The sequence below is a fragment of the Methylobacterium nodulans ORS 2060 genome (genome assembly GCF_000022085.1).
Taxonomy (GTDB): Bacteria; Pseudomonadota; Alphaproteobacteria; order Rhizobiales; family Beijerinckiaceae; genus Methylobacterium; species Methylobacterium nodulans.
The window spans coordinates 2,890,734-2,915,091 of record NC_011894.1 but is presented as its reverse complement, the minus strand read 5'-3'; the positions used below and the strand labels follow the sequence as shown (position 1 = coordinate 2,915,091).

General features: G+C 70.3%; 25 protein-coding genes. 13 read left to right on the top strand and 12 right to left on the bottom strand.

Going from position 1 to position 24,358, the window contains the following annotated elements; translation table 11 throughout:
- Window positions 1-5 precede the first annotated feature (5 nt).
- Complete coding sequence (locus MNOD_RS13505) at window positions 6-737, top strand: SOS response-associated peptidase (protein WP_015929462.1); 732 nt, start codon at window positions 6-8, stop codon at window positions 735-737.
- A gap of 28 nt (window positions 738-765) precedes the next feature.
- Here MNOD_RS13505 and MNOD_RS13500 read toward each other — a convergent pair whose 3' ends face one another.
- Complete coding sequence (locus tag MNOD_RS13500; RefSeq protein WP_015929461.1) at window positions 766-2,031, bottom strand: class I SAM-dependent RNA methyltransferase; 1,266 nt, start codon at window positions 2,029-2,031, stop codon at window positions 766-768.
- A complete protein-coding gene (locus tag MNOD_RS13495; RefSeq protein ID WP_015929460.1) occupies window positions 2,028-2,780 on the bottom strand; it encodes a TlyA family RNA methyltransferase in 753 nt (250 codons plus the stop codon). The genes MNOD_RS13500 and MNOD_RS13495 overlap by 4 nt, the downstream gene beginning before the upstream one ends.
- Before the next feature lie 81 nt (window positions 2,781-2,861).
- Here MNOD_RS13495 and MNOD_RS13490 point away from each other — a divergent pair, with 81 nt between their 5' ends.
- Entirely contained in the window at window positions 2,862-3,395 is a 534-nt protein-coding gene (locus MNOD_RS13490; RefSeq protein WP_015929459.1) for a superoxide dismutase family protein, read from the top strand.
- Between the two features lie 16 nt (window positions 3,396-3,411).
- Here MNOD_RS13490 and MNOD_RS13485 read toward each other — a convergent pair whose 3' ends face one another.
- From MNOD_RS13485 to MNOD_RS13445, 9 genes are all read right to left on the bottom strand, one after another.
- Entirely contained in the window at window positions 3,412-4,371 is a 960-nt protein-coding gene (locus MNOD_RS13485; RefSeq protein ID WP_015929458.1) for a type II secretion system F family protein, read from the bottom strand.
- A gap of 80 nt (window positions 4,372-4,451) precedes the next feature.
- A complete protein-coding gene (locus MNOD_RS13480; RefSeq protein WP_015929457.1) occupies window positions 4,452-5,420 on the bottom strand; it encodes a type II secretion system F family protein in 969 nt (322 codons plus the stop codon).
- A complete protein-coding gene (locus MNOD_RS13475) occupies window positions 5,417-6,865 on the bottom strand; it encodes a TadA family conjugal transfer-associated ATPase (protein ID WP_015929456.1) in 1,449 nt (482 codons plus the stop codon). The genes MNOD_RS13480 and MNOD_RS13475 overlap by 4 nt, the downstream gene beginning before the upstream one ends.
- 223 nt (window positions 6,866-7,088) lie before the next feature.
- Window positions 7,089-8,333, bottom strand: a complete 1,245-nt coding sequence (locus MNOD_RS13470) for a CpaE/TadZ family protein (RefSeq protein WP_015929455.1) — start codon at window positions 8,331-8,333, stop codon at window positions 7,089-7,091.
- A 71-nt stretch (window positions 8,334-8,404) separates the two neighbouring features.
- On the bottom strand, window positions 8,405-9,145 hold the full coding sequence (locus MNOD_RS13465; protein WP_015929454.1) for a CpaD family pilus assembly protein: 741 nt from the start codon (window positions 9,143-9,145) through the stop codon (window positions 8,405-8,407).
- A 59-nt stretch (window positions 9,146-9,204) separates the two neighbouring features.
- Entirely contained in the window at window positions 9,205-10,689 is a 1,485-nt protein-coding gene (locus MNOD_RS13460) for a type II and III secretion system protein family protein (RefSeq protein ID WP_015929453.1), read from the bottom strand.
- A gap of 37 nt (window positions 10,690-10,726) precedes the next feature.
- Window positions 10,727-11,530, bottom strand: a complete 804-nt coding sequence (gene cpaB, locus MNOD_RS13455; protein WP_015929452.1) for a Flp pilus assembly protein CpaB — start codon at window positions 11,528-11,530, stop codon at window positions 10,727-10,729.
- Between the two features lie 290 nt (window positions 11,531-11,820).
- Window positions 11,821-12,327: an A24 family peptidase gene (locus tag MNOD_RS13450; RefSeq protein ID WP_015929451.1), complete on the bottom strand. Its 507-nt coding sequence runs from the start codon at window positions 12,325-12,327 to the stop codon at window positions 11,821-11,823.
- A 200-nt stretch (window positions 12,328-12,527) separates the two neighbouring features.
- Window positions 12,528-12,698, bottom strand: coding sequence for a Flp family type IVb pilin (locus MNOD_RS13445; RefSeq protein ID WP_015929450.1), 171 nt, complete (start codon window positions 12,696-12,698; stop codon window positions 12,528-12,530).
- A 357-nt stretch (window positions 12,699-13,055) separates the two neighbouring features.
- Here MNOD_RS13445 and MNOD_RS13440 point away from each other — a divergent pair, with 357 nt between their 5' ends.
- The 3 genes from MNOD_RS13440 (at window position 13,056) to MNOD_RS13430 (ending at window position 14,885) form a co-directional block, all read left to right on the top strand.
- Window positions 13,056-13,541 carry a pilus assembly protein N-terminal domain-containing protein gene (locus MNOD_RS13440; protein ID WP_015929449.1) on the top strand — a complete coding sequence of 162 codons (486 nt, stop codon included), beginning with the start codon at window positions 13,056-13,058 and terminating at the stop codon, window positions 13,539-13,541.
- A 91-nt stretch (window positions 13,542-13,632) separates the two neighbouring features.
- Window positions 13,633-14,214, top strand: coding sequence for a TadE/TadG family type IV pilus assembly protein (locus tag MNOD_RS13435; RefSeq protein ID WP_015929448.1), 582 nt, complete (start codon window positions 13,633-13,635; stop codon window positions 14,212-14,214).
- Window positions 14,214-14,885, top strand: a complete 672-nt coding sequence (locus MNOD_RS13430; protein WP_015929447.1) for a TadE/TadG family type IV pilus assembly protein — start codon at window positions 14,214-14,216, stop codon at window positions 14,883-14,885. The genes MNOD_RS13435 and MNOD_RS13430 overlap by 1 nt, the downstream gene beginning before the upstream one ends.
- A 40-nt stretch (window positions 14,886-14,925) precedes the next feature.
- Here the strand turns inward: MNOD_RS13430 and MNOD_RS13425 are convergent, their stop codons facing one another.
- On the bottom strand, window positions 14,926-15,435 hold the full coding sequence (locus MNOD_RS13425; RefSeq protein WP_015929446.1) for a retropepsin-like aspartic protease family protein: 510 nt from the start codon (window positions 15,433-15,435) through the stop codon (window positions 14,926-14,928).
- 306 nt (window positions 15,436-15,741) lie between these two features.
- On the opposite strand from MNOD_RS13425, the gene MNOD_RS13420 reads away from it, so the two are divergent.
- From MNOD_RS13420 to MNOD_RS13385, 8 genes are all read left to right on the top strand, one after another.
- Window positions 15,742-16,377: a 50S ribosomal protein L25/general stress protein Ctc gene (locus tag MNOD_RS13420; RefSeq protein ID WP_015929445.1), complete on the top strand. Its 636-nt coding sequence runs from the start codon at window positions 15,742-15,744 to the stop codon at window positions 16,375-16,377.
- An 86-nt stretch (window positions 16,378-16,463) separates the two neighbouring features.
- Window positions 16,464-17,075 (top strand): aminoacyl-tRNA hydrolase, encoded by a 612-nt coding sequence (gene pth / locus MNOD_RS13415; protein WP_015929444.1) that lies wholly within the window; start codon window positions 16,464-16,466, stop codon window positions 17,073-17,075.
- A 72-nt stretch (window positions 17,076-17,147) separates the two neighbouring features.
- Window positions 17,148-18,245, top strand: coding sequence for a redox-regulated ATPase YchF (ychF, locus tag MNOD_RS13410; RefSeq protein WP_015929443.1), 1,098 nt, complete (start codon window positions 17,148-17,150; stop codon window positions 18,243-18,245).
- 143 nt (window positions 18,246-18,388) lie between these two features.
- Window positions 18,389-19,054: a deoxyribonuclease V gene (gene nfi / locus MNOD_RS13405; protein WP_015929442.1), complete on the top strand. Its 666-nt coding sequence runs from the start codon at window positions 18,389-18,391 to the stop codon at window positions 19,052-19,054.
- 330 nt (window positions 19,055-19,384) lie between these two features.
- Window positions 19,385-20,389: a MaoC family dehydratase gene (locus tag MNOD_RS13400; protein WP_015929441.1), complete on the top strand. Its 1,005-nt coding sequence runs from the start codon at window positions 19,385-19,387 to the stop codon at window positions 20,387-20,389.
- A 323-nt stretch (window positions 20,390-20,712) separates the two neighbouring features.
- Window positions 20,713-21,741: a transglycosylase SLT domain-containing protein gene (locus MNOD_RS13395; RefSeq protein WP_015929440.1), complete on the top strand. Its 1,029-nt coding sequence runs from the start codon at window positions 20,713-20,715 to the stop codon at window positions 21,739-21,741.
- Window positions 21,742-21,858: 117 nt separating this feature from the next.
- Complete coding sequence (pcaF, locus tag MNOD_RS13390) at window positions 21,859-23,073, top strand: 3-oxoadipyl-CoA thiolase (RefSeq protein ID WP_015929439.1); 1,215 nt, start codon at window positions 21,859-21,861, stop codon at window positions 23,071-23,073.
- 239 nt (window positions 23,074-23,312) lie between these two features.
- On the top strand, window positions 23,313-24,329 hold the full coding sequence (locus tag MNOD_RS13385) for a helix-turn-helix transcriptional regulator (RefSeq protein WP_015929438.1): 1,017 nt from the start codon (window positions 23,313-23,315) through the stop codon (window positions 24,327-24,329).
- Window positions 24,330-24,358 lie beyond the last annotated feature (29 nt).

Genomic DNA, 24,358 nt, shown 5'->3' with positions numbered 1-24,358 from the left:
CCGCGATGTGCGGCCGGTTCGTGATCCTTTCGCCCCCGGAGGTCTTCCGGGAGACTTACGGCTACCCCGAGCAGCCGAATTTCCCGGCCCGCCACAACGTCGCGCCGACCCAGCCGGTCCCCGTGGTGACGGCCGAGCACGGGCGGCGGCGCTTCGCGCTGATGCGCTGGGGCTTCCTGCCGGCCTGGGTGAAGGATCCGGCCGATTTCCCGCTCGTCATCAATGCGCGGATCGAGACCGCCGCCGAGAAGCCGAGTTTTCGCAATGCCCTGCGGTACCGGCGCTGCATCTTCCTTGCGGATGGCTTCTACGAGTGGCGGCGCGGGGGAGGGCGCGGGGCGGCGCCCTGCCTGATCCGCCGCGCCGACGGGCGGCCGATGGCGCTGGCGGGCCTCTGGGAAACCTGGAGCAGCCCGGACGGCTCCGAGATCGACACGGCGGCCATCGTCACCTGCGGGGCGAACGGCCTGCTCGCCGCCCTGCACGACCGCATGCCTGCGATCCTGGCTCCCCCCAATGTCGACCGCTGGCTCGACCTGCGGGAGGTGGATGCGCGGGCGGCCGCCGGCCTGTGCCGGCCCTGTCCGGAGGGATGGCTGACGCTCGCGCCCGCGAATCCGCGGGTGAACGACCATCGCAACGACGATCCCGACCTGCTGGTCGGGGAGGCGGCGCCGGTTGCACCGCCGCCACCGGCCCCGCCGACGGTCCCGCCGGCGCAAGGGAGCCTGTTCTGAACTATCGGTAAGAGCGCTGCCCCCTCGCTTACCGCTTGCGCCGCCCCTCCCGCCGAAAAACGCCGACGAGTTCCACATGCGGCGAGTGGCGGAACTGATCGATCGGCACCACCTCGTCGAGCCGATAACCACCCGCCAGGAGCAGGGCCGCGTCGCGCGCGAAGCTGCCGGCATCGCAGGAGACGCCCACCACCACCGGGACCTTCGATTCGGCGAGCCGCGCCGCCTGCGCCTCGGCCCCGGCCCGCGGCGGGTCGAACACCACCGCGTCGAAGCGGTCGAGTTCGGGGGCGAGCAGCGGGCGGCGGAAGAGGTCGCGGCGTTCGGTCGTGACGGAGCGCAGGCCCGGCGTGAAGCGGGCGGCGCGGTCGAGGGCGGCGAGGGAAGCGGCATCGCCCTCCACCGCATGGACGGCCCGCTCCTCGGCCAGGCGCAGCGAGAAGGCGCCGGCGCCCGAAAACAGGTCGGCGATGCGCTTGGCTCCGCCCATGGCCGTGACGACGAGTTCCCCGAGGAGCGCCTCGCCGGCCTGCGTCGCCTGCAGGAAGCCGCCGGGCGGCGGCACGAGGGCCGCGCGGCCGGCCCGGATCACCGGCGGCCGGCGCTCCACCAGCACCTCGCCGTGCAGCGACAGGCGCGCGAGGTCGCAGGTCTCGGCGAGCGCGACCAGGACCTGCCGGGCTCGCCCATCGGCCGGGCCGTGGCCGCGCAGATCGATGTCGAGACCGCCCTCGGTGACGGTGGCCTGGACGTCGAGGGGCTTGCCGCCCCCGCCGAGCGGGCGGGCGAGAAGCCGCGCCACCTCGGGAGCCCGGTGCAGGGCGGGCTCGGTGATCGGGCAATGGTCGATCGCCACCAGCGCGTGGCTGCGCGCCGCCATGAACCCGGCCTCGGCCGCCCCCTCGATCCGGCGGACGTGGAAGGTCGCCCGGCGCCGGCCGGCCCCGTGCGCGTCGCGTAACGAGGCAACCGCAGCCTCGATCCCGGCCCGCGCGAGCGCGGTCGCGACGAGGTCGCGCTTCCAGGCCCCGTAGGGCTCCGGCGCGAGGTGCTGGATGGCGCAGCCGCCGCAGCTGCCGAAATAGGGACAGAACGGCGCGATGCGGTCGGGCGAGGGCTCCAGCACCGCATCGAGACGCGCCCGGCGCTGGCTGCCGCGCGCCGCCTCGGGGATCACCCGCACCCTCTCGCCCGGCAGGGCGCCCGCCACCAGGAGCCCGTCCGCCGCGATGCCGTCGCCCCGGGCGCCAAGCCGCAGGATCTCCACGTCCGTGCCGACCTCCCCGGCGCTCATGCGGCCTCTCCGCTCCGGCGCGTCGCGCCGATCAGGAACTCGCGGTTGCCGTCGCCGCCCTCGATCGGCGAGGGGATCAGCCCGGCGACCGTGAAGCCGAGCGAGTCCAGGAGTTCCCGGATGCCCTCGCAGACCTCCTGCTGGACCGCCTCGTCGCGCACGAGGCCGCCGCGGCCGACCCGCTCCCGCCCCGCCTCGAATTGCGGCTTGATCAGCGCGACGAGGCGGGCGTCGGGGGCGACGAGCGGTGGCAGCGTGGGCAGGATGAGGCGCAGCGAGATGAAGCTGACGTCGATCACCACGAGGGAGGGCGGGGCGGCGAAGCGCCAGGCCTCGATGGCACGGGCATCCGTCGCCTCCAGGGAGATGATCCGGGGGGCGCCGGCCAGCCGCGGATGCAGCTGGCCGCGCCCGACATCGACCGCATAGACCCGCGCCGCGCCACGGCGCAGCAGCACGTCGGTGAAGCCGCCGGTCGAGGCGCCGAGATCGAGGCAGGTCAGGCCGGCCGGATCGATGCCGAAGGCGTCGAGGGCGGCGGCGAGCTTCAGCCCGCCGCGCGAGACGTAAGGGTGCGGCGCCTCGGCGCTGAGCCGCGCGGCGCGCGGGATGAGATCGGAGGCGCGACGCACGGGCTCGCCGTCCGCCCGCACCAGCCCCGCCGCGATGGCGGCCTGCGCGCGGGCCCGGCTCTCGAAATGCCCCGCCTCCACCAGGAGACGGTCCGCCCTTACGCGCTCCTCGCTCACCCCTCGCTCCATCCGCTCGCCGCAGGCCTGACGGCCGCCCCGTCCTCCCTTACCTTATGCGGCCATGGAGAGGAGAGGGCGATGATGAGACGCATCCTGCTCGGCGCCGCGGGGGCGCTTGGCGCGGCGATCCCGGCCGTGGGACAGCCGAGCCCGCCGGCCGCGCCGCAGAGCTACGAGGCGCCTGTGATCAACACGAAGGGCGAGACGATCGGCCGGATCCAGATCCGGGACGGGGCGAACGCGCTGGTGCTGCGCCTGACGATCGGCGCCGGCGGCCTGCCGGCCGGCTGGCACGGGATCCACTTCCACGCGGTGGCGAACTGCTCCGACACGGCGAAGTTCGAACTGTCCAAAGGCCACGTGAACCACGATTCCAGCAAGCACGGGCTCCTCAACCCGGAGGGGCCGGACGAGGGCGACCTGCCCAACGTCTTCGCGAATGCCGACGGCTCGGTGAATGCCGAGGTCTCGAGCGAGACCCCGCTGACGGGCGAGGGCGGCCTTAAGGACGCGGATGGCTCGGCCCTGGTGATCCATGCCGGCGAGGACGACCACACGACCCAGCCGATCGGCAATGCGGGGGCCCGCATCGCCTGCGCGGAGATCAAGTAGACCGGAAGGCCGTGCCCTACTTGAAGATCTGCACCATGGCGGGCGTGAGGATCACCACGAACAGGACCGGGAGGAAGAACAGGATCATCGGCACGGTGAGCTTCGGCGGCAGCGCCGCCGCCTTCTTCTCCGCCTCGTTCATCCGCTGGTCGCGGCTCTCCTGGGCGAGGACGCGCAGGGCCTGTCCGACCGGCGTGCCGTAGCGCTCGGCCTGGACCAGGGCCGTGCTGACCGCCTTCACGGATTCGAGCCCCGTGCGCATCGCGAGGTTCTCGTAGGCGATCCGGCGGTCCGTGAGATAGGACAGCTCGGCCGTCGTCAGCGCCAGCTCCTCGGCCAGGACGATGCTCTGATTGGCCATCTCGGCGCTCACCCGGCGGAAGGAATGCTCGATGGCCATGCCGGATTCGACGCAGATCAGCATTAGATCGAGCGCGTCCGGCCAGTGCTTCTTGATCTCCGCCTGCCGCTTGGTGGTCTGGTTCTTGAGAAAGATCTCAGGAGCCTTGATCCCGGCATAGACGGCCGCGATGACGATCATCAGCCGGATGGAGAACGGCTGGTCCAGGGCGTGCAGCACGAAGAGGTAGAAGACCGAGACGACGAAGAAGACCACCGGCATCACGAGCCGGAAGAACAGGAAGGCGGTCTCGGCCTGCGGGCCGCGATAGCCTGCCATCATCAGGCGGTTCTTGGCATCGTCGGTGGCGAGCCAGTTGTCGAGCTTGAAGCGCTCGACGACGCGTTTCATGTAAGCCTTGGGCTGCTGGCGCAGATTGCCGCGCTGGTTGAGCCTTTCGCGCTCGCGCAGGCGGATGCGGTCGCGCTCCTCGCCGACGCTTTTCATCCGGCGCGCGAGGCGGTCCGGCTCAAGGAAGGGCTGCAGGAGCGTGAAAGCGGTGGCGGCGGCCGCCACCGCGGCCAGCATCGAGCCGACGAAGCGCGGATCGATCAGGGAGGACAGAAGGTCTAGCATCCGGCGTCTCAAGGCGGCGCGGCGGTCTCGGCTCACGCCCGGCGCAGAGGCGGGCCCCTGCGAGCCGGGATCTCGCGAGCCTAGATCTCGAAAGTGATCATCCTCTTCATCACCAGCACGCCGATGAGCATCCACAGGCCCGAGGCGGCGATGGCGATCTGCCCGACCTGCGTCGTCCAGAGGAGCGAGATGTAGTCCGGGCTCGACAGATAGCAGAGAATCGCGACGGCGAAGGGCAGGGAGGCGATGATGGCGGCGGAGGCGCGGGCCTCCATGCTCATCGCGCTCACCTTGTCGGCCATGCGGCGGCGGTCGCGCAGAACCCGCGAGAGGTTGCCGAGCGCCTCGGAGAGGTTGCCGCCCGACTTCGACTGGATGCCGATCACGATCGCGAAGAAATTGGCCTCCGGGATCGGCATCCGCTCGTAGAGCTTGGCAGCGGCCTCCGGGAGCGGCAGGCCGATCGCCTGCGATTCGACGATGGCGCGGAACTCCGTCTTGACCGGATCGGGTGCCTCGCGGGCGATGATGCGCAGGCAATCCCCGATCGGCAGCCCGGATTTGATGCCGCGCACGATCACGTCCATGGCATTGGGCAGTTCCAGGACGAAGCGCGCCATGCGGCGCTTGCGCAGATAGGCCAGGAGCCATTGGGGCAGGCCCAGGCCGGCCACGAAGGCGGTCGCCAGGCAGAGCAGCAGGCTGCCGCTCAGCAGCAGCATCGTGACGGCGCTCAGGCCGGCGGCGATCCCGCTGAAGGCATAGAACTGCGGCTTCGTGATCGAGAGACCGGATTGCGTCAGGCGCAGGTCGAGGCTGGGCCGAGCTTTCTTCTCCTTGTTCTCCAACTCCTTGAGGCTTTTGGCGACCTGATCGCGGCGGTTCACCGCCTGGATGCGCTCAGCTACCGGGCGACGTCCGGCGATGGCCTGCTGCCGCTTGGCGGCCCGCGCCTGCTCCGGCAGCAGCGGAACGATGAAAGCGTAGGCGAGGGCGGCCGCCGCCACGGCCAGCAGGCCCGCGACGATCAGGGAATCGAGGCTGGTCATGTCTCCTCTCCCGCTCGCGCCACCTCGGCCGCATCGAGCGCCGCCGCGAGCGCCCGCTCCTCCCCGTAGTAGCGTGCCCGCTCCCAGAAGCGCGGACGGCCGATCCCGGTCGAGCGATGCCGGCCGGTCAGCCTGCCGTTCGCATCCTCGCCCGTGACCTCGTAGACGAACAGGTCCTGGGTGATGATGACGTCGCCCTCCATGCCCATCACCTCGGTGATGTGGGTGATGCGGCGCGAGCCATCGCGCAGGCGCGCCGCCTGGACGATCACGTCGATGGAGCCCGCGATCATCTCGCGGATGGTCCTGGACGGCAGCGAGTAGCCGCCCATCGAGATCATCGATTCGATGCGCGACAGGCACTCGCGCGGGGAGTTCGCGTGCAGCGTGCCCATCGAGCCGTCGTGGCCGGTATTCATCGCCTGCAACAGGTCGAAGGCTTCGGGCCCGCGCACCTCGCCGACGATGATCCGCTCGGGCCGCATACGCAGGCAGTTCTTGATCAGGTCGCGCATGGTGACCTGGCCTTGCCCTTCGAGGTTGGGCGGACGGGTCTCCAGGCGCACGACATGGGGCTGCTGGAGCTGCAGCTCCGCCGCGTCCTCGCAGGTGATGATGCGCTCGTCGTCGTCGATATAGCGGGTCAGGCAGTTGAGAAGGGTGGTCTTGCCCGAGCCGGTGCCCCCCGACACCACCACGTTGCACCTCACGCGGCCGATGATCTGGAGGATCTTCGCGCCTTCGGGCGAGATGGAGCCGAAGCGGACGAGCTGATCGAGGGTGAGCTTGTCCTTCTTGAACTTGCGGATGGTGAGGGCGGGGCCGTCGATGGCCAGCGGCGGGGCGATCACGTTGACGCGTGAGCCGTCGGGCAGGCGCGCGTCGCAGATCGGCGAGGATTCGTCGACGCGGCGGCCGACCTGGCTGACGATGCGCTGGCAGATGTTCATCAGCTGCTGGTTGTCGCGGAAGCGCACATTCGTCAGCTGGATCTTGCCGGAAACCTCGATGTAGGTGCGGTTCGCGCCGTTCACCATCACGTCGGCGATGTCGTCGCGGCCGAGCAACGGCTCGAGCGGGCCGTAGCCCAGGACATCGTTGCAGATGTCGTCGAGCAGGTCCTCCTGCTCGGCGATCGACATCACCACGCTCTTGAGGCCGATGATCTCCGTGACGATGTCGCGGATCTCCTCGCGCGCGGCCTCCGCCTCCAGCCGGGCGAGCTGCGCGAGGTCGATCGCCTCGATCAGCGCGCCGAAGATCATGCTCTTCGTGCGGTAATATTCCTCCGAGCGAGCCGTCTCGACCGCGACCGGCGCCGCACGCGGCGCCTCGCTCCGCGGCGCGCTCGTGTCCTGAAGGATGGGCGCCGTCAGAGGGGCGGGGACGGCCGCCGGCGCAGCCGCAGGCTTGGGGGCCGTCGCTCCGGGTCTCCTGCCGAACATGGGTCCTGCGGCACCTTCGCTTCGGTCGTGCCCGGTGACCCGCGCCCCGCCACGACCGGCACGGGATCACGGCCTCGTGCGGCCTTCGGGCTGCCCCGGGGCCGCCCTCTGGAGCCGTGATCCGACCCCGACCGGGTCGTCTCACAGCTCCAGAGTCTCGATGTCACGCGCTCCCTTACGCCGAACCGGCGTCCACTTCGGCGGGGAGCGCTCCAGCCTGCGCTCAGGACGCCTTGCGGCGCGCGAGCTTGGCGAGGATGGGTTCGAGCAGCGTCGGGCGGGCCTTCTTGGTCTCGGCCCGTCCGGTCACCGCACCGCCAAGCTCGCTGAGGATCTCGGTGATCCTGCTGTTGGTCTGCAGCTCGGCCAGCATCTGCCCGTTATTGGCGGCCGCGCCGAACAGCGCGGGATCGAACGGCACCACGGCCGCGGCCGTCACGTCGAGGGCCTTGGCGAATTCGGCCGCGGCGATCTCCGGTCGCCGGGGCATGGCAACCTGGTTGAGCACGAGCCGCGGCGGCCGGTCGTTCGGCCGGGCTTGGCGCAGCAGGTCGAAGAGGTTGCGGGCGTTGCGCAGCGATGCCAGTTCCGGCGCGGCCACGACCAGGATCTCGTCGGCGCCGATCACCATCTTGCGGCTCCAGGCCGTCCAGACATGCGGCACGTCGAGGACGATGCAGGGCACCATCCCGCGTAAGATATCGATGAGGCCATCGAAGGCGCCCTCGCCGAAATCGTTGGTGCGGTCGAGCGTGGCCGGCGCCGCGAGCAGGCTCAGGTTGTCGGTGCATTTCGACAGCAGGCGGTCGACGAAATTCGCGTCGATGCGCTCGGGCGCGAACAAAGCTTCGGCTACGCCCTGGGGCGGATCCTGGTTGAAGTTGAGGCCCGCCGTGCCGAAGGCGACGTCGAGATCCGCGATCACCGTCGAGACCGCATGATCGCGGGCGATCGCCCAGGCGATGTTGTGGGCGAGCGTCGAGGCCCCGACTCCGCCCTTGGCGCCGACCACCGCCACCGTCCGCCCGAGAGGCTCGGCCCCGGGCTCGGCGAACAGGTCGGAGATCGCCGCGATCACCGTCACGGGATCGATCGGCGCGATCAGGTACTCGCTGACCCCGCGCCGGATGAAGTCGCGGTAGAGCAGCACGTCGTTGACGTGCCCGATCACCACCACCTTGGTGCCCGCGTCGCAAACCTCCGCCAGGCTGTCGAGCTGGGCGAGGGGGTTGGTCCGCCCGCCATGCATCTCGATCAGGAGCACGTTCGGGGTCGGGGCGCTGCGGAAGGCCTCGGTCGCAGCGGCCGCGCCGCCCATCTGGACCTTGAGATGCGCCTTCTGCATCCGGCGGTCCTCGGCCGCGCTCTCGATCACGGCGGCGACGTCCTGGGTCTCGCAGAAGGCCTGGATCGTGATGCGCGGAACCGGGGCGATCACCCGTTCGGCCGGATCGGTCCTGTCAGGCATGGATTGGCTCGCGGACTTGGCAGCTGAGGTTGCAGGCGACGGCGCGCAGGCGTGGCACCGCGTCCCGCTAGTCACTGCCCGACCTGCGACTTCACGCTGGCTTGGCCATCCTGCTTCCAACTGGTTGACGGATCCTTGCCGGTGCGCAGGCTCTCGATGTCCTGCGTGCGCGAGACCGTGTCGATGCGGCCTTCCTGCCGGCCGCGCACCAGATCGACCGGGTCGGCGATCTGGCTCGCGAAGTTCGCGCGCGTGGAGCAGCCGTAGTTCCAGAACGACTCGTTGCGCAGCTCGAAGCCCGGTTCGCTCACCCCCAGATCCTGCGGCCAGAGCCCGCAGGCGCCGCTCACCCTGGCCTGCATGCGCTGGAAGCTCATCCGGACGGGGGCCGCCACCGCGGGATTGACCACCGCGTAGGGGGCGACCACGAGTTCCCGCGCCGGCACGCCGCGGCCCACCGCCCGCTCGCGCAGGAGCGCGGCGGTGCGGGCGACGGCGGGGCCCGGCACCTGCGCCCCGCGCGGCACCTCGATCACCAGGACGCCGCGCCCGTAGCGCCGATACTCGAGCAGGAAGGCGTCGATGTCGTCGGACTGGCGCGGATCGACGTGGCCGATGCCGGTCACGAAGACGTCGAGGCTGCGGGGGGCGTCGGCGAGCACGATCGGGTGGCGGGCCGCTACCGAGGACGGATAGACCGAGCCGGTCGTCGCGGCGCGGTTGGCGACGCAGGCGCCGAGCGACAGGGCGAGCGCTCCGATGCTGACGGCACGCAGGGCGGGCCGGGAGGCGGGGCGGAGGAAGTGGATCATCGCGGGCATCCGTCGTGTCGGGTGCGTAAGGGGCGGGGCAGTCGGAGAGGCGGACTTAGCTAGTCCGTGATGAAGCCGAACCGGCCGTGATAGGCCTTCGGGGCGAGGGGCGAGGCCCCGACCACGCCGTAGAGGCGGTTGAAGCGGCCGAGCAGGACCGCCTGCCCGTCGGTCGCATCGACGAAGCCGTCGTCGGGCCGCTTGATCTCGGCCGGCTCCATCGCCTTGGCGATGTAGGGGGTGACCATGATCATCAGCTCGGTCTCGTCGCGCTGATAGTCGCGCGAGCGGAACAGCGCGCCGAGGATCGGCAGGTTCATCAGCGCGGGCAGGCCGGTGATCGCCGCGCGGTTGCGCTGCTGAATCAGGCCTGCCGTCATCATGGTGGCGCCGGAGGCGAGCTCGACCGTGGTTTCGGAGGTCCGCACCGTGAAGCCCGGGATGGCGGTGGTCGTGCCGCTGAAGTTGATGTTCATCGAGTTCTGCGGATCGATCTCCGTCACGTCGGTGCCGACCCGGATCGAGATCCTGTTCTCGGAAAGAACTACGGGCGTGAAGGTCAGGCTGACGCCGTAGGGCTTGAAGGTGACGCTCGGCGTGCAGAGCTGGACGCCATTCGAAGGGGCCGAGCAGGCGAGATTGCCCGGCACCGGGAGCTGTCCGCCGGCGGTGAACTTGGCGGATTCGCCGGAGATCGCCGTGAGCGTCGGCTCGGCGAGGACGCGCGAGACGCCGGCCTGCTCGAAGGCCTTCAGCGTCGCCGTGAGGGAGGCGCCCCCTCCGAAGTTGATGCTGCCCGAGATCGCGTTCCCGATCGGGAAGCTCCCCCCGTTGAGGGCCAGCGGCGCGACGTTGGCGAAGTTGAGGTTCGACCAGTTCCCGCTCAGGTTCACGCCGAACTGCTTCAGCACCGAGCGCGACACCTCGACCACGGTGACGCGCAGCATGACCTGGTCCTTGCCGCGGATGGTGATGTTGTTGATCACCGCGCCGCGGCCCGGCACGCCGCCGCCGCCGATGCCCACGAAGGCGTTGGCGACGTCGATGGCCTGCTGGGCTTCCGCCGCGGAGTTCACGCTGCCCGAAAGCAGGATCGAATCGCCCGCCGGGCGGACCTCGAACCGCCCCTTGGGGATGCTGCTCGCCAGGGTCTGGCGCAGCACGTTGAGGTCGCGGCCGACCGTCACGTCGAGGGCGGCGATCTGGCGCCCCTCGGCATCCATCACGAAGATCGAGGTGGCGCCGTTCTCGACGCCGATGATGAAGACCTTGCGGGTCGAGCGAACGACGGCGTTGGCGACCTTCGGGTTGGCGACGAAGACCTCCTTGGCGTCGCGCGGCAGGTCCACCACGAGGGAGCGTCCCTGCGTGAGGTCGATGCGACGCGAGATGTCGGCCTCCTGCGGCCCGACGGAGAGCACCGGAGCTGGCATCGCGGGCACCCGCTGCTGCGCCGCTGCGGGACTGGCGAGACCGGAAGGCGTGGCGAGGAGCCCGGCCGCGAGGAGCGCCCGGAGCGCCCGGAAGGGGACGAATCTCATCATGACGCGGGCTTTCTCGGCGCGGTCGGCAGGCGGCGGCTCACCGGCGGGGCGCCTGCTGGGAGACGCCGTAACGGACCACCGTCAGGGCGGGCTCTTTCTCGGTCTCGGGGCTCTCGGGCTGGACCTGGCCCGCATCCGACAGGCTCCGCAGGGCCAGGGAGAGCTGGCCGACCTTCTGGGCGAGCGTGATCTGCTCGGCCTGGGCGGGCGTCAGTTCGAGGGTCGCAGTATCGCCCGTGACCACCCGCTCGCCATTACGCTCCTGCACGGTCTGACCGACCGCGAGCACGCGCACGTTCTTCAGGATCGTCTCCGTGACCTGCACGTCGGACTTGGTCGCGCGGGCCGCCTCTTCGTCGCGGTGGGTGCGCAGCACGTCGACGCGATCGTTCGGCAGGATGAATCCGCCTGCCGTGTTGCTGCCGCGCGCGTCGATGGAGATCGCGACGGCGCGCATCCCGGACGGGAGGATCGCCGACAGGAAGCCGCTGCCGTTGGCCTTGATCAGCTTCTCCCGCCGAATCGGCTCGCCGCCGAGGAAGGGGCTGCGCACGAAGGACCCGAGCGTGTCTTCGAGCGCATTCGCGTTCTGCTCCCGCTGGAGGAAGCCGTCGTTGAGGGAGGTCTTCGGCCATGCCTGCCAGCGCAGGTCCCCGGGCTTCAGGATCTGGCCCATCGGCAGGTCGGCCGCCGCCACGAGCACATCCACGGTGTCGGCGACCATCGGCGGCGGAGGTGCGACGACCGGCGGAGGCGGGGGCGGGCTGCCGCTCATCATGTAGAACGCCGCGAGGCCTGTGACCGCGGCGATGCCGATGAGGAGGGCACGGGAGGACTTCATGGACCAACCGGGACGGGCACGGACGGCACGGCGCCGTCGACCTGTTCACCTTGGCCGCCCATTCCTCAAATTAAGGTTAACCGTTTCCTGCCAACCGCTTCGGCACATGTCCCGATCTGTGCCATCGGAGTGCGAATCCCCGCATCGGCAGACATCTCGCACAATCGGCCATGCCGCAAGGGAGCGACGCCGTCACGATCCGGAAACAAGTGGCCGAGGACGAGCCGCCGAGCCGCACATCACGAGTTTGTTCCGGCTTACCTTGGGAGACGCCGGTGTGAGGGGCCGTGTCAGGCCGAGAGGAGCGGATGCCACATCGGCGCGGCCGGGCAGACGACCAGCGCCGCGAAGGCGAGGGCGATGCCGTAGGGCACGCCGGTCCGCCGGTCGTGCAGGCGCAGGGCCCAGGGCCAGGACACGGCGATGCGAGGCAGAGGATGGATGCGCACCTGGAGGATGAGCAGCGTGAGGACGCCGCCGGCGAGGGAGGCGGCCAGCACGTAGTCGGCGAGCGGCTCGAAGCCGAGCCAGAGCGCGGTCGCCGCCGCGAGCTTGGCATCGCCGCCGCCGATCAGACCGAAGCAGAACAGCGTAAAGGTCAGCGCGAGGGTCAGCCCGCCTGCACCCAGATGCAGCCCGACCTCGCTCCAGGACAGTCCGAGCGCCAGCGCGGCGAGCGGGAAGACCGCGACCAGGACGAGCGAAAGGGCATTCGGGATCGTCATCGTCAGAAGGTCGCTCGCAGCCGCATAGGCCATGAGGAACGGGAAGACGACGAGGAGGATCACGCTGGCCATGGCGGGGAGGTTCGTTCGCGGTGAGACTCGGGTTCGGCCGCAGAGCCTCGGCCTAATCCCAATCGTGGATGACTGCGGAAGCTCAGAAAGGTCGGGTCGCCGGACGCCGAACTGTCCTCTCCGCCACCCACGCTGTTCCTTTGCGGGCGGTGACGGCGAGGCGGCCCGGGAAACGTCCGGACCGTCTCGATGCCGCAGAGTCAGTTGGTGGCCAGGTTGCCGGCAACCTTCGTGAACATCGAGTTGAGGTTGCCGCCAACCGATTTGGCAGCGGTGATCAGAGCCACCGCGATGAGGGTGGCAAGCAGCCCGTACTCGATGGCGGTCGCACCGCTCTCGTCCTTGGCGAAGCGCTTCAGCATGGTCTTCATGGCCCTGTTCCTCGAACTCGTTGCCGGTTTCATTCCCTCGACCAGCCTCTCACCGCCGAGCGGAACTGGCGTGACCCTAGCGGCACCTCGTTGAGGTTGAGTTAAAGCGATCAGTGAGGATGCGGACCTGTAGCGGACCAGAGCCAATGGTTAATGGAAGATGAGATTAGCAACCGAAAGTTTCGAGATCAATTTAGACAATCGCGACGTCTATCGCGTGGGCGGCGGCGCTGTGTCATCGCCGCACGGGACCGGCAGGGCCGGACGGGGCAGGCGCAATGCCCGGATTAGCACTTCCTCAACCATCGTCGCCGTTACCATGCGGGCGCCGCGTTCCCGCCGCCGAGGCCCGACACGATGCGTCCGCAGACCGCCCGCCTGCGCGCTCCGCTGAGCGCTGCCCTGCTCCTCGCCGTGCTGGCCTGTGCCTCGGGTGTCGCGCAGGCCCTGGAGGCCGGCGCCGATCCTGGCATGGTGGTGGTATCGGTCGACAATGCCAAGATCATTCGGCTGCCCGAACGCACCGCGACCGTGGTGGTGGGCAATCCGATCATCGCCGATGTCACGCTGCAGCGGAACGGCATCGTCATCCTGACCGGAAAGAGCTTCGGCAGCACCAACCTGATCGCCCTCGACGCGGCTGGGACGATGCTGGCGGAATCCTTCATCAGCGTGCAGGCCGCGACCTCGTCGGTCGTCACGGTCCAGCGCGGCCTCGAGCGGGAATCCTATTCCTGCACCCCGGCCTGCCAGCCCTCCGTCCAGCTCGGCGACGCGCAACGCTACTTCAGCGAGGTCAGCTCCCAGGCGGGCCAGCGCAACGGCCTCGCCACCCCGAAATAGACGGGAATTGACGCAACGTTTCCGCAAGTCTTTTCCGGCAAGCCATGACGGAACGGCTGGCGCAGGAGACGCCGGCACGCGAGTCCCCGGCATGTCCCGCCATCCCGTTCGAGCCCTGACCCGCAGCCTGCGCGCCTTCGGGCGGGCGCAGCAAGGCGCCACCGCCGTCGAGTTCAGCCTGGTGGCAATCCCGTTCTTCGGCCTCCTGGCCGCCATCATCGAGACGGCGATCGCGTTCTTCGCCGGCCAATTGCTCGATGCGGCCGTGTCCAATGCGTCGCGCCAGATCTATACGGGCGCGTTCCAGACTCAGACCGGCGTCAGCGCGACCACCAGCGAGCAGGCGCTGACCGCGTTTCGGAACAATCTTTGCGCGAACCGGGTGACGATCTTCAACTGCAGCGCCGTCAAGGTCGATATCCGCACCCTCGACGACAATGCCAGCTTCGCGGCGATCAGCCCGGTCGACCCCTCCACCAAGGGCTGGGCCACCGGCTTCGGCACGCGTTACCTCGATGCCGGCGGCAAACCGCCCGGCCCGGGCAAGATCGTGATCGTCCAGGCCGCGGTCGCCTTCCCGATCTTCTTCAGCATGATCAATCCGGCGACGTTCGGCTCCAACCAACGCCTGCTGCAATCGACCGTCGCCTTCCGCACGGAGCCGTACAAGTGATGGACCGGCTGTCGATCCAGGTGCGGGACGGCCTCGCGCCGCTCCGGGCCGTTCGCCGTTTCCGGCGCGCGGCCGAGGCGGTCGCCGCCGTGGAGTTTGCGCTCATCCTTCCGCTGATGCTGTCGCTCTATTTCGGTGTGGCCGAACTCACCCAGTACATCAACACCAGCCGCAAGGTGACGCTCGCGGCCCGCACCATGGCGGATCTGCTCTCCCGCGAGCAGGATCAGGTGTCGCAGAGTTCCCTGCAGCTGATCGTAAAGGCGGCGAAGGCGGTGATGCAGCCCTACGACGCATCGAAGGCGACATTCACCGTGAAGGCGATCGGCGTCTACGACGATGCCGGTGCGCAGGTGAGGATCTGTTCCGGCAGCCGGATCGCCGGCGCCACCGACCCGGGCACGGTCTCGGTTCTGCCCTCGACGACGCCTCCGGTCCCGCCGGGGGCTTACAAGTACAAGGGGGCGCGCTACATCCAGGCGGAACTGACCATGACCTATACGCCGCTGCTCGGATCAGCTTTCTCCACTGTCGCGAACCTGACGACGCTGTCCGAGGTGATCCCTTGGCCGGTGCGGAACGGCGCGACCCATAACGGGGCCGGGCCGGAGGTGACGCTCCCGAACGGCTCCGCGGCCGGTGCACCCTGTCCGGCCACCTTCACCGGCTGAGGCCGCGAGCGGCACGGGCCCAGCGCAGGGCCGGCGGCGCTCAGCCCCGCAGGGTGAGGCGTCCGCCCGCCGCCTCGAAGCTGCGCAGCCGGCGCAGGAACGACATGCCGAGCAGGCTGGTGCCGAGGCGTCCGCGGGGCAGGACCACCGCCTCGACGCCGCGGATCGTGATGCCGCCGACCTGCATCTCGCCGATCCGGACGGGGGCCGCATAGACCACACCGTTCGCGGTGCTCATCGGCCGGCGGAAGTCCCGCTCGCTCACCCGCAGGCCGGCGCGCTCCGCATCCTCCTGCGTGAAGGCGCAGAGCGTGGCTCCGGTATCGACCATCATGCGCAGCCGCCGTCCCTCGACCAGGGGATGAACGGAGTAATGGCCGCTCCAATCCTGCTGCAGGGTCACCACGGGGGCCTCGGACGTGCCGGAGGTTGCGGCGACCGCCGGAGCCTGCCGCTCCCTGAGGCCCGCTGCGACGCGCTCGACGGTGCCGCTGCCGAAACAGGCGGAGAGGGCCAGAACACCGAGGGCCCAGTGTAGCGGACGCGTCATCGCCGTCTCCTTGGCCAGAGGACGGCGCATCCTCGGCGGGGTTCGTTTAAGGATTGCTGGCCGCGGTCCGGCAGGCGCGGCCCCTTCGGGCCGCATGGTTTCGGACCGGTTTCCGCAGAGGCAGGCATCGGCGCGGCACCGTCCGAGCCCCGCTCCTTGCCATCCCGCCGTTGCGCCGCTATAAGCCCGCCCGCGCTGCCGGACACCCTTGGAGGCCGGGGCGCGGCGACGTCGGTTCACAAGGCCGCTCTCGATCGGAGCGGCCTTCGGCGTTTGAGCCACTCACACAATCTGAAGGATCACGCCATGAGCGCCGTGAAGCCGCTTGAGGCCGTGGCACGCGACCGGGTCGGCAAGGGGGCCGCCCGGGCCGTTCGTCGCCAGGGTCGGGTGCCCGCCGTCATCTACGGGGGCGGCCAGTCGCCGCAATCGATCTCGCTCGACGCGAACCAGACCCATCATCTGATCTATGGCGGCGGCTTCCTCACCACCGTCTTCGAGATCGAGGTCGGTGGCCGCAAGATCCGGGCGATCCCGCGCGACTACCAGCTCGATCCGGTCAAGGATCTGCCGCTGCATGTCGACTTCCTGCGCGTGACCGCGGGTCAGACCGTCGCGGTCGAGGTGCCGGTGCATTTCGTCAACCAGGACGCGGCCCCGGGCCTGAAGCAGAAGAGCGGCATGCTCAACGTCGTCCACCATACGGTCGCCCTCGAAGTCTCGCCCGATGCGATTCCCGACGCGATCGATGTCGACCTGACCGGCAAGGACATCGGCGACACGATCCACGTGTCCGACCTCGCCCTGCCGGCCGGCGCGAGCCTCGCCCTCGATCCGTCCGAGACGGTGGCGACGCTGGTGCCGCCGACGGTGCTTCCCGCTGCGGCCGAGGAGGCCGCCGTGTCCGAGGCCGCCCCCGCCGAGACCACCAAGGAGGGCTGAGCCGGTCCGGCTCGTCTCCCACCCATCTCTCGAGCGCCCCGGCCTGCTGCCGGGGCGTTTCGCCGTTCGGGGAACCCTGAAGCGCCATGCGGCTGTTCGTCGGCCTCGGCAATCCCGGATCCCGCTACGCGGGCAACCGGCACAATATCGGCTTCATGGCGCTCGACGCCATCGCGCGCCGCCACCGCGCCGCCCCCTGGCGCCGCAAGTTCCAGGGCGAGGCGAGCGAGGCCGTGCTCGGGAGCGAGCGCGTGCTGCTGCTCAAGCCCGAGACCTACATGAACGAATCGGGCCGGGCGGTCGCCGAGGCGCAGCGCTTCTACAAGATCGCCCTCGACGACGTGGTGGTGTTCCACGACGAGCTCGACCTCGGCCCGACCAAGGTGCGGGTGAAGCGCGGCGGCGGCAATGCGGGTCATAACGGCCTGCGCTCGATCACGGCGCTGTGCGGCAACGAGTACTGGCGGGTGCGGCTCGGCATCGGGCATCCGGGCGACAAGGCGCTCGTCCACGCCTACGTGCTCAACGACTTCGCCAAGGCCGAGCGCCCCTGGGTCGACGACCTCTGCGACGCGCTCGCCGACCACGCGGCGCTCCTCGCCGCGGGCGAGGACGCGGCGTTCCAGAACAAGGTCCACCTCGCCCTGCAGGGGAGGGGTTGGGACGACGTCAGGCGGGTCGGAGACAAGCAGGCTTGATCCGACCGTCCGACACCACAATCCGAAAGGATGCGCCGGCCGCCGGCCGCTCCTTGCGACGAGGATGAACCGATGGGCTTCAAATGCGGCATCGTCGGCCTGCCGAATGTCGGCAAGTCGACGCTCTTCAACGCGCTGACGCAGACGGCGGCCGCCCAGGCGGCGAACTATCCCTTCTGCACCATCGAGCCGAATGTGGGCGAGGTGGCGGTGCCGGATCCGCGCCTCGACGACCTCGCCGGGATCGCGGGCTCGAAGGAGATCATCCCGACGCGGCTGACCTTCGTGGACATCGCCGGCCTGGTCCGCGGTGCCTCGAAGGGGGAGGGCCTCGGCAACCAGTTCCTGGCCAATATCCGCGAGGTCGACGCCATCGCGCATGTGGTGCGCTGCTTCGAGGATGGCGACGTCACCCATGTCGAGGGCAAGGTCGACCCGATCGCCGACATCGAGACGATCGAGACCGAGCTGATGCTCGCGGATCTGGAGAGCCTGGAGAAGCGGCTTCCGGCCCTCGAGAAGAAGGCCAAGGGCTCCGACAAGGAGGCCAAGGAGGTGCTTAACCTCGTGCAGCGCGCGCTCCCGCTCCTGCGCGACGGCAAGCCCGCCCGGCTCGTCGAGCGCAAGCCCGAGGAGGAGCGTCCCTTCGCCCAGCTCGGGCTGATGACGGCGAAGCCCGTCCTCTACGTCTGCAACGTCGAGGAGGCGTCGGCCGAGGGCGGCAACACCCATTCGCAGGCGGTGTTCGCGCGCGCCGCTGCCGAGGGCGCCAAGGCGGTCGTCGTCTCGGCCAAGATCGAGAGCGAGATCGCGGTGCTGCCCCCGGCCGAGCAGACGGAATACCTCGAAGCGGTCGGCCTCACGGAGCCGGGCCTCAACCGGGTGATCCGGGCCGGCTACGAGCTCCTCGGCCTCATCACCTACTTCACGGTCGGGCCCAAGGAGGCCCGCGCCTGGACCATTACCCAGGGCACCCGCGCCCCCGCGGCGGCCGGCGTGATCCACACCGACTTCGAGAAGGGCTTCATCCGGGCCGAGACCATCGCCTTCGCGGATTATGTCGCGCTCAAGGGCGAGGCCGGGGCCCGCGAGGCCGGCAAGCTGCGGCTCGAAGGCAAGGATTACCTGGTGCAGGACGGCGACGTGCTGCATTTCCGCTTCGCCAACTGACACCAACGGTCATAGGAAATGACCGTTGGTTTTGCTCTCGCATTGTCGCCAAGCCTTTGGCTTGATGTCGACAATTCGAGATGGTCAACGGCCCGATGCAGCAGCACCCGCTGCGCCAGCAGCCTGGGCCGTTGGGATAAGACATGAAGCTGCATCCGCGCCATGCCTGGGACGTGAGCCCCGCGGAGGCGGTCGCCCTGCAGAAGCGGCTCGCCGGAGAGGTCGTGGCGGACCGTCCCATCGATCTTCGTACCGTGCGACTCGTTGCGGGCGTCGATGTCAGCGTGAAGCAGAACCGCTCGCATGCGGCGATCGTGGTCTCGACCTATCCGGATTTCCGCGTGGTCGAGACCGTCACGGCCGAGCGCCCGACGCCCTTCCCCTACATTCCCGGCCTCCTCAGCTTCCGCGAGGGGCCGGTTCTGGAGGAGGCTCTGGAGCAGCTCAGGAGCGGTCCCGACGTCTTCCTGTTCGACGGCATGGGCACGGCCCATCCGCGGCGCATCGGCATCGCCTGCCACATGGGCCTGTGGCTGGAACGGCCGACGATCGGCTGCGGCAAGACCCGCCTCGTCGGCCGCAACGACCCGCTGCCCGAGGAGAAGGGCGCCCATGTGCCGCTCGTCGACCGGGGCGAGACCATCGGCGCGGTGGTCCGCACCCGCACGGGCACGCACCCGCTCTTCGTCTCGCCCGGCCACCTCGCCGACATTCCGAGCGCCGTCGCGCTGGTCCTCGCCTGCACGCCGAAGTTCCGGCTGCCCGAGCCGATCCGCCAAGCCCACAAGGCGGCGGGCGCCTTCGGCTGAATAGAAACGGACCTGCATGGCAGCCGCCCCGCTCCTCATGCTGAGGTGGCGGCGGAGCCGGCCCTCGAAGCACGCCGGAACGGTGGTCCGAGGCTCTGGTGGATGGGAACACCGGTCCGGGGTGCTTCGAGGCTCCTTCGGAGCACCTCAGCATGAGGACCGGTGGGGCTGCCATCGGGGGCCTTGCAGTCGGGTTCATCCGTCAAGGTCAGCCGGGCCGGTCGTGAACTGAGACCAACGATCATTGGAAATGACCGTTGGTATGAGACTGGCCGTACGGCGCACCGGATGCTAGCCGGAGCGGATACCTTGTCTGCCCGGCTTCGCGCGATGCTCCGCTACCATTTCGAAGACCTCGTCCCCGGCCTCACTCTCGCGGGCGGTCCGATCGCGGTCACGCGCGAGGACATCATCGGCTTCGCCCGCGCCTTCGACCCGCAGCCCTTCCATCTCGACGAGGAGGCGGCGCGCGACAGCCTTCTCGGCGGCCTGATCGCGTCCGGCTGGCACAGCTGTGCCCTCGGCATGCGGCTTATCGCCGAGAGCCTCATCCTGAAGGCGAACGCGATGGGTTCGCCGGGGATCGACGAGGTGCGCTGGCTGCGGCCGGTCCGGCCCGGCGACACGCTGTCCTCGCGGCTCACCGTGCGCGAGAGTCGCCCCTCGGTCTCGAAGCCCGATCGCGGCTTCGTCCGCCTCCGGCTCGACCTCGCCAACGGCGCGGGCGAGACCGTGATGATCCAGGATTGCTGGGTGATGTTCGGTCGCCGCGGCGCCGCCCCGCTGCCCCCGCGCGCGGTGCCGCCCGCACCGGACGCTCCCGCCGACGCTGCGGATCCGCTCACCGCCTTCCCGGCCGGTCCCGTCGAGACGCTGGAGGTCGGCGCGACCTACGATCTCGGCAGCTATCGCTTCGCGCGCGAGGAGATCCTGCGCTTCGCCCGCGCCTTCGACCCGCAGCCCTTCCACCTGGACGAGGCGGCGGCGCGGGCGAGCCATTTCGGCGGCCTCTGCGCCTCCGGCTGGCACACCGCCGCCGCCTGGATGAACCGGATGGTCGCGGCCCGCGAGCGGGGCGTTGCGGCAGCCCGGGAGCGGGGCGAACCCGTGGCCGCGAGCGGCCCGTCTCCGGGCTTCCGGGACCTGAAATGGCTGAAACCCGTCTATGCGGGCGACACGATCCGCTACGCCGCGACCATCACCGAGGCCCGCCCGTCCCGGTCGCGGCCCGGCTGGGGCCTCGTCGGCCACACCGCCACGGGGGTGAACCAGCACGGCGACACCGTCTTCAGCTTCCGGGGCGCATGGCTCGCCGAGGCGCGGGCCGGGCGCTGACCTGTGGTCATTCCAGGCTCCGGCATCCTGCACGCAAGCGAGGATGAGGCCGGCGCCTGCCGCGCGAGCGGCCCGGCGCTCGGATAAAAATCGCTTAATCTGAAGGATTTGATCCATTCACCATGGGGTTCGACTGGGGCTCTGAGGCTCGCCGCGAACGGCTGTGCTTCCCGAGCCACAGCCGAGCATGAAACCGGCCGAGCGAAGCCGTTTCTCACCGCCCTGTTACAGCCAAGTCTCTTTCCTGCCGTATTTCGACCGGACCACGGCTCTGCTTCCCGGGTGTGCGATTCCGCACATGCCTTCCAGCAACGGGTCCGTGCATGCGCCAACGCCTCCCTCTCGCCGTCCTTGCGGTCGCGGCACCCCTTCCGGCCCTGGCGTTGGAGAGCCCCCGCGACAACATCGACGCGCTGATCGAGGCCCATGCGAAGGCGAACGGCCTCCCGGCAAGCTTCGTGCACCGGGTGGTGAAGCGCGAGAGCGGATACAACCCGCGTGCCGTGGGCCGGGGCGGCGCGCTCGGCCTGATGCAGATCAAGCACGGCACCGCCCGCGCCCTCGGCTATAGCGGTCCCGCCTCCGGCCTGCTCGACGCCAAGGTGAACCTCACTTACGGCGTGGCCTATCTGGCGGGCGCCTACAAGACGGCCCGGGGCAACGAGGCGCAGGCCTACAGCTACTACGCCAGGGGCTATTACTATGCCGCCAAGCGCGCCGGCATCCGCACGGACGTGGCGGAGCTCGAGCCGCCGCCCCCGGCACCGGCGAACCCGCTCAACCAGTTCTTCGGCAAGATCTTCGGCGGCTCCGCCACACGCGCGCCCGTCGTGACCGCCTCGGCGGATCCCTCCATCGCCGCCCTCTCGAACGCCGTTCAGCCGCAGGCCGCCCCGATGCAGGCGGCGCCGGCCGAGGCGCAGCCGGCGACGGCGGCCCCGGCATCCGCCGCGCCGACGCCGACCGGGCCGACGCTGATGGCCGCGCCGCTGCCGCCCCCGCGTCCGGCTGTGTCGCCGGTCCTCGCCTATGCGGCCGCTTCCCCGGTGGCGGGCCTCCCGGTGCCGACCTACGGTCTGCGGGGCGGCGTCGCGGCCATGCCGGAGCCGCCCGCGGCGGCTCCGCAAGCGACCGGGCAGGCCCCTGCCGCCGCAGCGCCCGCCGTGGCTACCGTCGCTTCCGCCGAGCCAGCCGCCGTGGCCGATCCCGAGGCCGCGCCCGCGCGGATCACTGTCCCGCTGCCGCCCCGCCGTCCGGTCGAGTTCCGCCATTTCGCCGTGAGGAAGCCCGCGCCGCCGGCTCCGATGACGGCCTCCGCGGCGCCCGAAGCCACGCCCGCCGTCACCCAGTAGGCTCGGCCCGAACCATCCCGGTTTCCCGGACGCGGTTTTCGTTCCCGGCCGAACGCCGCTATGATCCGCCGTACCGCGTTTTCGAAAGCGCGGCCGATCCGGATCAGGGAGACTCCCATGGGCGAGACGCGGGACGTCTATATCTGCGACTTCGTGCGCACGCCGATCGGGCGCTACGGCGGCGCGCTCGCCTCCGTGCGGGCAGACGACCTTGCGGCCATCCCGCTCGCCGCGCTCCTGCACCGGAACCCGTCGCTGAAGGACGGGGTGGAGGAGGTGTTCCTCGGCTGCGCCAACCAGGCGGGTGAGGACAACCGCAACGTCGCCCGCATGGCGCTCCTGCTGGCGGGCCTGCCCGAGACCGTGCCGGGCCTGACCCTCAACCGCCTGTGCGCCTCCGGTCTCGACGCGGTCGGGGCCGCCGCCCGCGCGATCCGCTCGGGCGACATCGACCTCGCGCTCGCGGGCGGGGTCGAATCGATGACCCGCGCGCCCTTCGTCATGGGCAAGAGCGAGGGCGCCTGGCAGCGGCAGGCGGAGATCCACGACACCACGATCGGCTGGCGCTTCATCAACCCGATGCTCAAGCACCAGTACGGCGTCGATTCGATGCCGGAGACCGCCGAGAACGTGGCCGAGGACTTCCAGATCAGCCGTGCGGACCAGGACGCCTTCGCGCTGCGCTCGCAGGAGCGCGCAGCCCGGGCGCAGGCGGACGGCATCCTCGCGCAGGAGATCACGGCCGTCGCGATTCCGACCCGCCAGGGGGATCATCGCCGTGTCGACCGGGACGAGCATCCCCGGCCCGAGACCACTGCGGAGGGCCTCGCCAAGCTCAAGCCCTTCGTGCGCCGGGACGGCACCGTGACCGCGGGCAATGCGTCGGGCGTCAATGACGGTGCGGCCGCTCTGGTGCTGGCGAGCGCCGAGGCCGCCGCGCGCCACGGCCTCACGCCGCTTACCCGGGTGCTCGGGCTCGCCTCGGCGGGCGTGCCGCCCCGGGTGATGGGGATCGGGCCGGTCCCGGCCGTGACGGCGCTCTGCGCCCGGCTCGGGCTCAAGCCCTCCGACTTCGACGTGATCGAGCTCAACGAGGCCTTCGCGTCCCAGTCGCTCGCCTGCCTGCGGGGTCTCGGCCTCCCGGACGATGCCGAGCACGTCAACCCGCATGGCGGGGCCATCGCGTTCGGCCATCCGCTCGGCATGTCGGGCGCCCGCATCGCCGGCGCGGCGACGCGCGAACTTGTGCGGCGGGGCGGGCGCCTTGGCCTTGCCACCCTATGCGTCGGGGTCGGGCAGGGCGTGGCGCTCGCGGTCGAGCGGGTGGGGTGAAGGCCGCGGCGGAATAGCCGCCGGATCGGGCCGGAAACGGTCCGGTTCTTGCGGCATTCGCGTGAGACAGCTGCGACTTTGCGTCGAATCATGCCGTTTCGGGCGGTGTGCGATGCAACACGGCCTGTCGCCAGCCCGTTTCCTATGCGGTAAGCAGGCGGCTCGGCCGGTCCAGGGCCGCCCGGCTGCGAGGTCCGTCGGGTGGCGGATCCGAGCTCTCTCACGAGTTTTTCAAGGCGATGTCCCCTGGTCCCTCCCTCTCTCTCGCGCGGCCCCCCTCCGATGCGCAGGCTTCCTCCGGCGTTGCGACCCGGGATCGTCCGGTGAACGACGGCACGGCGCACGGCACCGGCGAGGAGGCCGAGGGCCGCTTCCTCGCCGAGCTCGGCCAGCGCGTGCGGACCGCGCGGGCCGTGCGGGCCATGTCCCGCAAGGTGCTGTCGCAGACCTCCGGGCTCTCGGAACGCTACATCGCGCAGCTCGAGACCGGGCAGGGCAACGTCTCGATCATCCTCCTGCGCCGGGTGGCGAACGCGATGGGCGTGCGGCTGGAGGATCTGATCGCCCCGATCGACAGCTCGCCCGACTGGCCGGTGGTGCGCGACCTGCTGCAGGGTGCCTCGGCCGCGCAGGTGGCGGAAGCCAAGCGCATCCTCTCGGGCGTCGGCGGCATGCGGGCCGACGAGGCCGGCCGGGCCGGCGAGGCCGGCCCCCTGCGGGTGGCGCTGATCGGCCTGCGCGGCGCGGGCAAATCCACCCTCGGGCGCATCCTCGCGGAGCGGCTCGGCTGGCGCTTCGTCGAGCTCAATCGCGAGATCGAGCGCGAGAACGGCCTTTCGGTGGCGGAAATCTTCGCGATCTATGGCCAGGAAGGCTATCGGCGCCTGGAGCAGACGGCGCTGCGCCGCTTCACGGCCGATGAGGGGCCGCTGGTGCTGGCGACCGGCGGCGGCATCGTCGCCGAGCCGCTCACCCTCGATCTCCTTCTGTCCTCCTTCTTCACCGTCTGGCTGAAGGCGCGGCCGGAGGAGCACCTGCGCCGCGTGCGCGAGCAGACGGCGCTCGGCGCCGCCCCGGCGCGCCTACCCGACAACGACCGGGCGCTGCGCGAATTGCGGGCGGTGCTCATCAGCCGCGAGCCGCTCTATGCCCGGGCCCGGGCGGTGCTCGACACCGCCGATCTCACCGTGGCGGAGACGGCCGGGCGCCTCACGGGCCTGGTCGAGGGGCATTTCGGCCTGCGGCAGCGCCGCTGATCCCGGCTCGCCGCCGGGCCGGCGCCCGC

Coding starts and splice junctions, on each gene's coding strand:
- MNOD_RS13505 (WP_015929462.1), top strand. CDS start 6: ATGTGCGGCCGGTTCGTGATCCTTTCGCCCCCGGAGGTCTTCCGGGAG.
- MNOD_RS13500 (WP_015929461.1), bottom strand. CDS start 2,031: ATGAGCGCCGGGGAGGTCGGCACGGACGTGGAGATCCTGCGGCTTGGC.
- MNOD_RS13490 (WP_015929459.1), top strand. CDS start 2,862: ATGATGAGACGCATCCTGCTCGGCGCCGCGGGGGCGCTTGGCGCGGCG.
- MNOD_RS13485 (WP_015929458.1), bottom strand. CDS start 4,371: ATGCTAGACCTTCTGTCCTCCCTGATCGATCCGCGCTTCGTCGGCTCG.
- MNOD_RS13480 (WP_015929457.1), bottom strand. CDS start 5,420: ATGACCAGCCTCGATTCCCTGATCGTCGCGGGCCTGCTGGCCGTGGCG.
- MNOD_RS13475 (WP_015929456.1), bottom strand. CDS start 6,865: ATGTTCGGCAGGAGACCCGGAGCGACGGCCCCCAAGCCTGCGGCTGCG.
- MNOD_RS13470 (WP_015929455.1), bottom strand. CDS start 8,333: ATGCCTGACAGGACCGATCCGGCCGAACGGGTGATCGCCCCGGTTCCG.
- MNOD_RS13465 (WP_015929454.1), bottom strand. CDS start 9,145: ATGATCCACTTCCTCCGCCCCGCCTCCCGGCCCGCCCTGCGTGCCGTC.
- MNOD_RS13460 (WP_015929453.1), bottom strand. CDS start 10,689: ATGATGAGATTCGTCCCCTTCCGGGCGCTCCGGGCGCTCCTCGCGGCC.
- cpaB (WP_015929452.1), bottom strand. CDS start 11,530: ATGAAGTCCTCCCGTGCCCTCCTCATCGGCATCGCCGCGGTCACAGGC.
- MNOD_RS13450 (WP_015929451.1), bottom strand. CDS start 12,327: ATGGCCAGCGTGATCCTCCTCGTCGTCTTCCCGTTCCTCATGGCCTAT.
- MNOD_RS13445 (WP_015929450.1), bottom strand. CDS start 12,698: ATGAAGACCATGCTGAAGCGCTTCGCCAAGGACGAGAGCGGTGCGACC.
- MNOD_RS13440 (WP_015929449.1), top strand. CDS start 13,056: ATGCGTCCGCAGACCGCCCGCCTGCGCGCTCCGCTGAGCGCTGCCCTG.
- MNOD_RS13435 (WP_015929448.1), top strand. CDS start 13,633: ATGTCCCGCCATCCCGTTCGAGCCCTGACCCGCAGCCTGCGCGCCTTC.
- MNOD_RS13430 (WP_015929447.1), top strand. CDS start 14,214: ATGGACCGGCTGTCGATCCAGGTGCGGGACGGCCTCGCGCCGCTCCGG.
- MNOD_RS13425 (WP_015929446.1), bottom strand. CDS start 15,435: ATGACGCGTCCGCTACACTGGGCCCTCGGTGTTCTGGCCCTCTCCGCC.
- MNOD_RS13420 (WP_015929445.1), top strand. CDS start 15,742: ATGAGCGCCGTGAAGCCGCTTGAGGCCGTGGCACGCGACCGGGTCGGC.
- pth (WP_015929444.1), top strand. CDS start 16,464: ATGCGGCTGTTCGTCGGCCTCGGCAATCCCGGATCCCGCTACGCGGGC.
- ychF (WP_015929443.1), top strand. CDS start 17,148: ATGGGCTTCAAATGCGGCATCGTCGGCCTGCCGAATGTCGGCAAGTCG.
- nfi (WP_015929442.1), top strand. CDS start 18,389: ATGAAGCTGCATCCGCGCCATGCCTGGGACGTGAGCCCCGCGGAGGCG.
- MNOD_RS13400 (WP_015929441.1), top strand. CDS start 19,385: ATGCTCCGCTACCATTTCGAAGACCTCGTCCCCGGCCTCACTCTCGCG.
- MNOD_RS13395 (WP_015929440.1), top strand. CDS start 20,713: ATGCGCCAACGCCTCCCTCTCGCCGTCCTTGCGGTCGCGGCACCCCTT.
- pcaF (WP_015929439.1), top strand. CDS start 21,859: ATGGGCGAGACGCGGGACGTCTATATCTGCGACTTCGTGCGCACGCCG.
- MNOD_RS13385 (WP_015929438.1), top strand. CDS start 23,313: ATGTCCCCTGGTCCCTCCCTCTCTCTCGCGCGGCCCCCCTCCGATGCG.